The organism is Kitasatospora sp. NPDC057500 (assembly GCF_042802195.1).
Lineage (GTDB): Bacteria > Actinomycetota > Actinomycetes > Streptomycetales > Streptomycetaceae > Kitasatospora.
This window is the reverse complement of the sequence record NZ_JBHVER010000009.1, coordinates 60,383-70,440: the sequence shown is the minus strand read 5'-3', so window position 1 is coordinate 70,440 and position 10,058 is coordinate 60,383. Positions and strand designations below refer to the sequence as shown.

1 pseudogene is annotated in these 10,058 nt (G+C 77.3%); it reads right to left on the bottom strand.

What is annotated here, in order from left to right:
- Positions 1-113 precede the first annotated feature (113 nt).
- Positions 114-10,022: pseudogene (locus tag ACFU74_RS03550) on the bottom strand (type I polyketide synthase); the annotation flags it as partial.
- Positions 10,023-10,058: the final 36 nt, after the last annotated feature.

Here is a 10,058-nt window from a genome sequence, read left to right as displayed (position 1 = left end):
GCTGTCCGCACCCCTGCCAGCCTGGGCCGAAGGTAGGCCGCCGCCTCGGCGGCGGCCTACCCCTACCCCTCCCCTGCCCCCCTGCGGCCGGTCGGGGGCCGGGCCGGCTCGTCCTACTGGATGCCGAGCTCGTCGATGAAGCGGAACACCTCGTCGGCGTCGGCCGCTTCGAGCCGGCTGCTGACCGACTCCTGCTCCGCTCCCCCGGCCCGCCCGTCGTCTCCGTCGTCTCCGTCGAGGCCGTCGAGCAGGCCGCGCAGGCGCATGGTCGCCCGCAGCCGCAGGGCGGTGTCGCCGGCGGCGGCGGCCAGCGCCTCGGCCAGCCGGTCGAGCGCGGTGAGCACCTGCTCCGGGCCGGCGCCGCCGCCGTCCACCAGGCGTTCGAGCAGCAGGGCGGCGACCGCCGTCGGCGTCGGGTGGTCGAAGACCAGCGTCGCGGGCAGGGCCACGCCGGTGGCGCCGGTGAGCCGGTTGCGCAGGTCGACGGCGGTCAGCGAGTCGAAGCCGAACTCCTTGAACGGGCGGCGGGCCTCGACCGCCTCCGGGCCGTCGTGGCCGAGCACGGCGGCGGCGTGGCCACGCACCAGGTCCAGCGCGATCTGCTCGTGCTCGTGCGGGGGCGCGGCGGCCAGCCGCGCGCGCAGCTGCGCCCCGGCGTCGGCCGGCGGGGCGGCCTCGGCGCTCTCCCGCAGGACCCGGACCTCGGGCAGGTCGGCGATCAGCGGGCGGGGGCGGGCGAAGGCGAAGGCCGGGGCGAAGGCCGTCCAGTCGACGTCGGCGACGGCGAGGAAGGTGTCGCCGGCCCCGGCGGCCTGCCGCATCGCGAGGATCGCGGTCTCGGGCGGCATGCCCCGGAATCCGCGCCGGCGCATGTACTCCTCGCCGCCGGTGTCCTCGGCCATGCCGCCGCCGTCCCAGAGCCCCCAGGCCACCGAGGTGACCGGCAGGCCGCGTTCGCGGGCCTGTTCGGCCAGGGCGTCGAGGGCGGCGTTGGCCGCGCCGTAGGTGCCCTGCCGGGCGCTGCCCCAGACGCCGGAGTTGGAGGAGAACAGCACGGCCTGCTCCAGGTGGGCGGGGTCGAGCAGGTCGAGCAGGTGGACGGCGCCGTCGCACTTGCCGGAGCGGACGTCGGCCAGCTCCTCCTCGGTGGCGTCGGCGAGCAGTCCGGGGCTGAGCGTGCCGGCGGCGTGGACCAGTGCGGTGACCGGCCCGTCCAGTCCGGCCAGCAGGGCGGCGACCTGGTCGCGGTCGGCGCTGTCGCAGGCGGCGACGGTCACCCGGGCGCCGAGCGCGGCCAGTTCGGCGCGCAGCTCGGCCGCGCCGGGGGCGGCCTCGCCGCGGCGGCTGGTGAGCACGACGTGGTCGGCGCCGGACCCGGCGGCCCAGCGGGCGACGTGGGCGCCGAGCGCGCCGGTGCCGCCGGTGATCAGGACGGTGCCGCGCGGCTCCCACAGCGGGGCGGCCGGGTCGGCCGGCGCGGGCAGCAGGCGGCGGGCGAGCACACCGCCGGGGCGGACGGCGACCTGGTCCTCGTCGTCCAGGCCGGCCAGGACGGCCGCCACCCGGCCGGCGGCGCGGCCGTCCAGGGTCGTCGGCAGGTCGATCAGGCCGCCCCAGGACTCGGGGTGCTCCAGTGCGAAGGTCCGGGCCAGTGCCCAGGCCTGGGCGGGGGCCGACCTGGCGGCCGGGTCGCCGGGGGCCGCGGAGACGGCGCCCCGGGTGACAGTCCACAGCGGGGTGTCGAGGCCGCCGGCGGCTCGGAACAGCGCGAGCGTGTCGAGCACCGCCCGGTCGTCGTCGCGCAGCGCCAGCAGGGAGACGACGCCGGAGTAGCGGCGGGCCGTCAGGGTCTGCCGGTCGACGGCGGTGGCGTGCTCGACCTCGGCGCCGGCGCCGGTCAGCAGGGCCGTCATCGCGCCCGGATCGGTGCCGGCCGAATCGCTGTCGCCCGGGTCGCCGTCGGCCGGGTGGAGCACCAGCCAGGTGCCGGACAGCCGGCCGGGCTCGGGTTCCGGCACCTGCTTGTAGGCGATCCGGAACCGCCAGGAGTCCAGCTGGGAGCGCTCCTGGCGGCCGCGGCGCCAGTCGGCGAGCGCGGGCAGCACCGGGGCGAGGTCCTCGGGGTCGACACCGAGGGTGCGGCCGAGCAGCCCCGCGTCGGCGGCCTCGACCGCGGACCAGAAGCCGTCGTCGGGACCGTCGGCGGCCGTGCCGGGCTCGTCGGCGAGCCAGTAGCGGCGCCGCCGGAAGGCGTAGGTGGGCACGTCCGGTGCGCGGCGGGCGCCGGTGAGCACCGTGGACCAGTCGACCGGCACGCCGACGGCCCAGGCCTCGGCGAGGGCGCGCAGGCGGCGGCCGGGGCCGTCCTCGTCGCGGCGCAGGGTGCCGGCCACGGCCGCGCCGCCGGTCGCGGCGGCGACGTCCTGGATGCCGGCGGTGAGCAGCGGGTGCGCGCTGACCTCGACGAAGTGCCGGTAGCCGTCGGCGAGCAGGCGCTCGACGGTCATGGCGAACCGGACCGGCTGCCGGAGGTTGTCGTACCAGTAGCCGGCGCCCTCCTCGGGCGTCATCGGCTCGGTCCGGACGGTGGAGTACCACGGCACCCGGCCGGCGCCGATCCGCACCGGGGCGAGCCCGTCCAGGACGCGCTCGCGGACGGCCTCGACCTGGGCGGAGTGCCCGGCGGCGCTGGACTTGACCCGGCGGGCGCGCACGCCGTCCGCCTCGTAGCGGGCGGCCAGTTCGTCGACGGCCGCGGCGTCGCCGGCCACGATCACCGAGGCCGGTCCGTTGACGGCGGCGATCTCCAGCAGGGGCCGGCCCCGCTCGTCGGTGCGGTCGGCGATCCGGGCGGCGACGTCGGCCTCGGGTGCGGCGACCGAGAGCATCGCGCCGGCGCCGGCGATCGCCATCAGCTCGCGGCTGCGCAGCGCGACGATCCGGGCCGCGTCCTCCAGGGTGAGTGCGCCGCAGACGCAGGCGGCCGCGATCTCGCCCTGCGAGTGCCCGACGACGGCGGCGGGCGTGACGCCGTGCGACTGCCACCAGGCGGCCAGCGAAACCATGACGGCGAACAGCACCGGCTGGACGACGTCGAGCCGCTCCAGGGACGGGGTCCCGGGCTCCTGGCGGAGGACCGCCTCCACGGAGAAGTCGAGGTGGGCGCCGAGGGCGCGGTCGCAGGCGCGCAGGCGCTCGGCGAAGGCCGGGGAGTCGGCGAGCAGGCCGGCCGCCATGCCGTCCCACTGGCCGCCCTGGCCGGGGAAGACCATGACGACGCCGCCGGCCGGTCCGGCCGCGCCGGTGACCACGCCCGCCGAGGGGCGCCCGTCGGCGAGCGCGGCCAGCGCGTCGGCGCCCAGGGCGACGGCGCGGTGCTCCAGGTGGGCCCGCCCGGCGAGGGTGTGGGCGAGGTCGCCCGGCGGCAGTTCGGGCCGCTCGCGCAGGTAGGCGGCCAGTCGGCGGGCCTGGACGGCCGGTACTTCGCGGTCCCGGCCGGAGAGCAGCAGCGGGACGAGCGGCAGCGGCGGGTTCTCCGGCGCCCGCGGCACGGCCGGGGCCTGCTCCAGCACGACGTGGGCGTTGGTGCCGCTGATGCCGAAGGAGGAGACGGCGGCGCGGCGCGGGCGGCCGGTCTCGGGCCAGGCCCGTTCGGTGTCGAGCAGGGCGACGGCGCCGGACTCCCAGTCGATGTGCGGGGAGGGCGCGTCGATGTGCAGGCTGCGCGGCAGTACGCCGTGGCCGAGCGCGAGGACGGTCTTGATCAGTCCGGCGGCGCCGGCGGCGGCCTGGGTGTGGCCGAGGTTGGACTTGACCGAGCCGAGCCAGAGCGGGTCGCCCGGCCGGTCCTGGCCGTAGGTGGCGAGCAGCGCCTGCGCCTCGATCGGGTCGCCGAGCCGGGTGCCGGTGCCGTGCGCCTCGACGGCGTCGACGTCCTGCGGGGTGAGTCCGGCGGCCTCCAGCGCGGCCCGGATGACCCGCTGCTGGGAGGGGCCGTTGGGGGCGGTGAGGCCGTTGGAGGCGCCGTCCTGGTTGACGGCGGTGCCGCGGACCACCGCCAGGACGGGGTGGCCGTTGCGCAGCGCGTCGGAGAGCCGCTCGACCAGCAGGACGCCCGCGCCCTCCGACCAGGTGGCGCCGTCGGCGGCGGCGGAGAACGGCTTGCAGCGGCCGTCGGCGGCCGAGCCGCCCTGCCGGGCGACCTCGACGAAGGTGCCCGGGTTGGCCATCACCGAGACGCCGCCGGCGAGCGCGAGGTCGCACTCGCCGCGGCGCAGCGACTCGGCGGCCAGGTGAAGGGCGACCAGCGAGGAGGAGCAGGCGGTGTCGACGGTGAGGGCCGGGCCCTCCAGGCCGAAGACGTAGGAGACCCGGCCGGAGGCGACACTGCCGGAGACGCCGGTGGCGCGGTAGCCCTCGACGCCCTCGGGCAGCGTGGACAGGCCGGTGCCGTAGTCGTGGTACATCAGGCCGGCGAAGACACCGGTGCGCGAGCCGCGCAGGCCCAGCGGGTCGAGCCCGGCCCGCTCGAACGCCTCCCAGGAGGTCTCCAGCAGCAGCCGCTGCTGCGGGTCCATGGCCAGGGCCTCGCGCGGGGAGATGCCGAACAGCCCGGCGTCGAAGTCCCCGGCGTCGTGCAGGAACCCGCCCCGCTGGGCGAACCGGGTGTCGCCGAAGTCCCAGCCCCGGTCGGTGGGGAAGCCGGAGATGGCGTCGCCGCCGTCGCGCAGCAGCTGCCAGAGGTCCTCGGGGGTGCGCACCCCGCCGGGGAAGCGGCAGGCCATGGCGACGACGGCGACCGGCTCGTCAGTGCGCGCCGGGTCGCGCCGGGCGGGGGCCGGGCCGGCCGCCCGGTCGGCACCGAGCGCCCGGTCGAGCAGATGGCGGGCGATGGCGCGGGCGTTGGGGTAGTCGAACGCCAGGGTGGCCGGCAGGCGCAGCGCGGTGGCGGCGTTCAGCCGGTTGCGCAGTTCGACGGCGGTGAGCGAGTCGAAGCCCAGCTCGCGCAGCGCCCGGTTGGCGTCGATGGCCCCGCCGGCGGCGAAGCCGAGGACGGCGGCGATCGTGCCGCGGACCAGTTCGACGGCGGTCTGCTCGCGTTCGGCCTCGGACAGGCCGGCCAGCCGCAGGGCGAAGCCGCCCGGGCCGTCCGCGGCGGTGGCGGCGCGGCGCGGCCCGGTGCGGACCAGTGCGGACAGGACCGGCGGGAGCAGACCGGTGTCGGCGGTGGCGCGCAGCGCGGGCAGGCTCAGCGCGAGCGGGACGGCGAGAGCGGTGTCGGCGCGCAGCGCCGCGTCGAACAGGGCCAGGCCCTGGTCGGCCGTCAGCGGCAGGACGCCGCCGCGCCGCAGGCGCCGCCGGTCGGCCTCGGTGAGCCGCCCTGCCATGCCCTCCTCGGTGTCCCACAGGCCCCAGGCGAGGGAGACCGCGGGGACGCCCAGGGCGCGCAGCCGGGCCGCGTGGGCGTCGGTGCAGGTGTTGGCGGCGGCGTAGTTGGCCTGGCCCGCGTTGCCGAGCAGGCCGGCCGCGGAGGAGAACAGCACGAACGCGGCGAGCCGACGGCCGGCGGTGGCCTCGTGGAGGTTGCGGACGGCGTCCGCCTTGGGGCGCAGGACGGTGTCCAGGCGATCGGGGGTGAGGTCGGCGAGCAGGCCGTCGTCGAGCACGCCGGCGGTGTGGACGACCGCGCCGACCGGGACGTCGCGCAGCGCCTCGGCGACGGCGGCGCGGTCGGTGACGTCGCAGGCGAGCGCCCGGACGCGCGCGCCCTCGACCTCCACGGTCCCGCCGGAGCGGGAGAGCAGCAGCAGGTCGCGGACGCCGTGCGCCTCGACCAGGTGCCGGGCGACGAGGCGCCCGAGCGTGCCGGTGGCGCCGGTGACCACGACGGTGCCGGCTGCGGCCAGGTCGGGCAGCGGGCCCTCCGGTCCGGCGTACCGGGCGATCCGGGGCACCAGGATCCGCCCGTCGCGGACCGCCGCCTGGGGGTGGCCGGCCGCGAGCACGTCCGGGACGCGCTCGGCGGTGGGGGCGTCGACGAGGGTGAGGCGGCCGGGGTGCTCGCTCTGCGCGGAACGCACCAGGCCCCAGAGGGCGGCGGAGGCCAGACCCGGCACGGTGTCCCCAGGGGCGGCGGCGACGGCCCCGTCGGTGTGCACGACGAGGTGGGTGGCGGCGCGGCGCTCGTCGGAGAGCAGGTTCTGCAGGGTCGCCAGGAGGACGGCTGCGCGCTCGCGCACCTCGGCGGGGTCCGGGCCGCCGGTGCCGGGTTCGGCGCGGTCCTGCCGTTCGGTGCAGTCCAGCAGCAGGACCTCGGCGGCGTCTTCGGGCAGCGCGGCGCCGAGTAGGACCGTCGGCAGCGGGCGTTCGGGGGCGCCGTTGCCGGCGGGCCAGCCGGCGTCGGTCCAGTCCAGGGTGTACAGCGGCGGCGCGGCCGGGGCGGCGGCCGCCAGGTCTGCGGTGACCGGGCGGACGGCGAGCGCGTCGACGTCGAGGACGGGCAGCCCGGCCTCGTCGACGGCCGCCAGCCGGACGGTCTCCGTGCCCTCGCCGGTGGTGAGCCGCACGCGCAGCGAGCGAGCGCCGGTCGCGTGCAGGCGGACACCGTTGAACGCGAACGGCAGCCGGGCGGCGCCGTCCTCGCCGGCCACCAGTCCGCCGGCGGCCAGCGCGTGCAGGCAGGCATCGAGCAGCGCCGGGTGGACGCCGTAGCCGTCGGTGCCGAGACCGGCGCCTCCCTCGCCTCCCTCGCCGCCGGGGTCCGCCCCGAGGGCGACCTCGGCGATGATCTCGCCGCCGCGCCGCCACACCCGGCGCAGGCCCTGGAACGCCGGCCCGTACACCAGGCCGGTGTCCGCGAGCGCGGCGTACAGGTCGGCGGCGTCGACCGGCTCGGCGTCACGCGGCGGCCAAGCCCGGTCCTCGGCGGGCTCGGACGCCGGCCCGGCCGGGCGGAGGGTGCCGGTGGCGTGCGCGGTCCAGGACTGCTCCCGGTCCGGGCGGGAGTGGACGGTGACCGAGCGGCGGCCGGTGCCCGGCTCGGCCGGGGCGACGGTGACGCGCAGATCGGCGCCGCCGGTCGCGGGCAGCGCCAGCGGGGCCCGCAGCAGCAGTTCCTCGACGACCGGGGCATCGGCCCACTCGCCGGCCGCGAGGGCCAGGTCGAGCACCGCGGCGCCCGGGAGCAGGACGGTGCCGAGCACGTCGTGGTCGGTGAGCCAGGGCTGTGCCTGCCGGGAGACGTGTCCGGTGAAGACGACCGTGTCGGAGTCGGGCAGCCGGACGGCGGCCGCCAGCAGGGGGTGGCCGGTGCCGTCCAGCCCGGCTCCGGCGAGGTCGCCGGTTGCGGGTTCGGGGGTGAGCCAGTAGTGACGCCGCCGGAAGGGGTAGGTGGGGAAGTCGGGGAGGTGGCGCCCGTCGGTCGGGCGGCGCTTCCAGTCGACGGTGGCGCCGCGTACCCAGGCTTCGCCCAGCGCGCGGATCTGCGCGGCCGGACCGTCCTCGCCACGCCGCAGCGTGCCCCACACACCGGCCTCCGGAGCGCACTGCTCCAGAGCCACCGTCAGCACCGGATGCCCGGAGACCTCCGCGAAGAGCCGGAACCCGTCCTTCGTCAACTGCTCCACCACCGGGGCGAACCGCACCGGCTCGCGCAGGTTGCGCCACCAGTACGCGGCATCCACCGCCTCCGTGACCTGCCCACCCGTCACCGTCGAGTACCAGGGGATACGGGGCAGCTCACCCCGCACACCCTCAAGCCCGGCCATGACCGCCCCCCGGACCGGCTCGACCTGCGCCGAGTGCGAGGCATACCGCACCTCCACCAACCGCGCCCGCACACCCCTCCCCTCACACCACGCCGCGAAGCCCTCCAACCGCGAACGGCCACCGGCCAGCACCACCTGCGACGGACCGTTGTCGGCCGCCACCACCAGATCACCCCAACCGCCCGCCAGCCACCCCTCGACCTCCGCCACCGCGGCACCCACCGACAGCATCCCGCCCTCACCACCCAGACCCACCAGCGGGCGACAGCGCGCCGCCACCACCCGCGCACCCTCCTCCACCGACAACGCACCCGCCACCACCGCCGCCACCACCTCACCCTGCGAATGACCCACCACCGCTGACGGGGTGACGCCGTGCGACTCCCACCACGCCGTCAACGCCACCCCCACCGCCCACAACACCGGCTGCACCACCTCCACCCGCGCCAACCACTCCTCCGAGCCCCGCAACACCTCCTCCACCGAGAAACCCACCAACGGACGCAACGCCGCATCGCACTCCCGCAACCGCTCCGCGAACACCGCCGACCCCAACAACCCCACAGCCATACCCAGCCACTGACCACCCTGCCCCGGATACACGAACACCACGTCCGAGGACCCCGACAGCGAACCCGCCACCGACCCCACACCGGCCGCCACCGCCGCCAACCCCTCCACATCCCACGCCACCGACCGCACCGGCAGACCCGCCCGCACCGCCAACGTCGCCCCCGCATCCGCCACCGACACCCCACCCGACACCACCCGCTCCAACACCAGCGACGCCAACGCCCGCACCCCCGCCTCATCCGCACCCGCCAACGGCAACGGCAGCGGCAGCGGCAGCGGCAACGGGACAACCACCGCACCGTCCGACGGCGGCTCGGAGGCCGTGCGGGTGCCGAGGCCGGGGTCGGACGGCGGGACCGCCACCGGTGCTTCTTCCAGAACCACGTGGGCGTTGGTGCCGCTGAAGCCGAAGGAGGAGACGGCGGCCCGGCGGGGGGCGTCCCCGGCCGGCCAGTCCCGGGCCTCGGTGAGCAGCTCCAGCGTGCCGTCCGACCAGTCGATGTGCGGGGAGGGCGCGTCGACGTGCAGGGTCTTCGGCAGCACGCCGTGCCGCATCGCCTGGACCATCTTGATGATGCCGCCGACACCCGCCGCCGCCTGGGTGTGGCCGAGGTTGGACTTGAGCGAGCCGAGCCGGAGCGGGGCCCGCCGGTCGCCGCCGTAGGTGGCGAGCAGGGCCTGCGCCTCGATCGGGTCGCCGAGGGTGGTGCCGGTGCCGTGCGCCTCGACCGCGTCGACCTGGGCGGGGGTGAGCCGGGCGTCGGCGAGCGCGTCGAGGACGACCCGCTGCTGGGAGGGGCCGTTGGGCGCGGTGAGGCCGTTGGAGGCGCCGTCCTGGTTGACCGCGCTGCCGCGCACCACGGCGAGCACCGGGTGGCCCAGCCGCTGTGCGTCCGAGAGCCGCTCGACCAGGAGCAGGCCCGCGCCCTCGCCCCAGCCGGTGCCGTCGGCGGCGGCCGCGAACGGCTTGCACCGGCCGTCGGCGGCCAGTCCGCCCTGCCGGGCGAACTCGACGAACGTGCTCGGGCCGGCCATCACGGTGACGCCGCCGGCCAGCGCCATCGCGCACTCGCCCCTGCGCAGCGACTGCACGGCCAGGTGCAGGGCGACCAGCGAGGAGGAGCAGGCGGTGTCGACGGTGACCGCCGGGCCTTCGAGGCCGAAGGTGTACGCGACCCGGCCGGACACCACGCTGCCGGAGGTGCCGGTGGCCAGGTAGCCCTCGACGCCCTCGGGCAGCGAGGTCAACTGGGCGGCGTAGTCGTGGTACATGACGCCGGCGAACACACCGGTGCGGGAGCCCTTGACCCCGAGCGGGTCGAGTCCGGCCCGCTCGAAGGCCTCCCAGGCGCACTCCAGCAGCAGCCGCTGCTGCGGATCCATCGCGAGCGCCTCGCGCGGGGAGATGCCGAAGACGGCCGGGTCGAACTCGCCCGCGTCGTCGAGGAAACCGCCCTCGTGGGTGAAGTCGGCGTCCTCCCCTAGCACCCAGCCGCGGTTCTGCGGGAAGCCGGTGATCGCGTCGCGGCCGGCGGCGAGCAGGTCCCAGAGCTGGTCGGGGGTGCGCACCCCGCCGGGGTAGCGGCAGGCCATGCCGACGATCGCGACCGGTTCGGCGGCCTTCTCCTGGACGTCGACGAGGTCGCGACGGGCCTGACGAAGGTCGGCGGTCGCCCGCTTGAGGTAGTCGCGGAGCTTCGCTTCGGTGTCCATGTACTC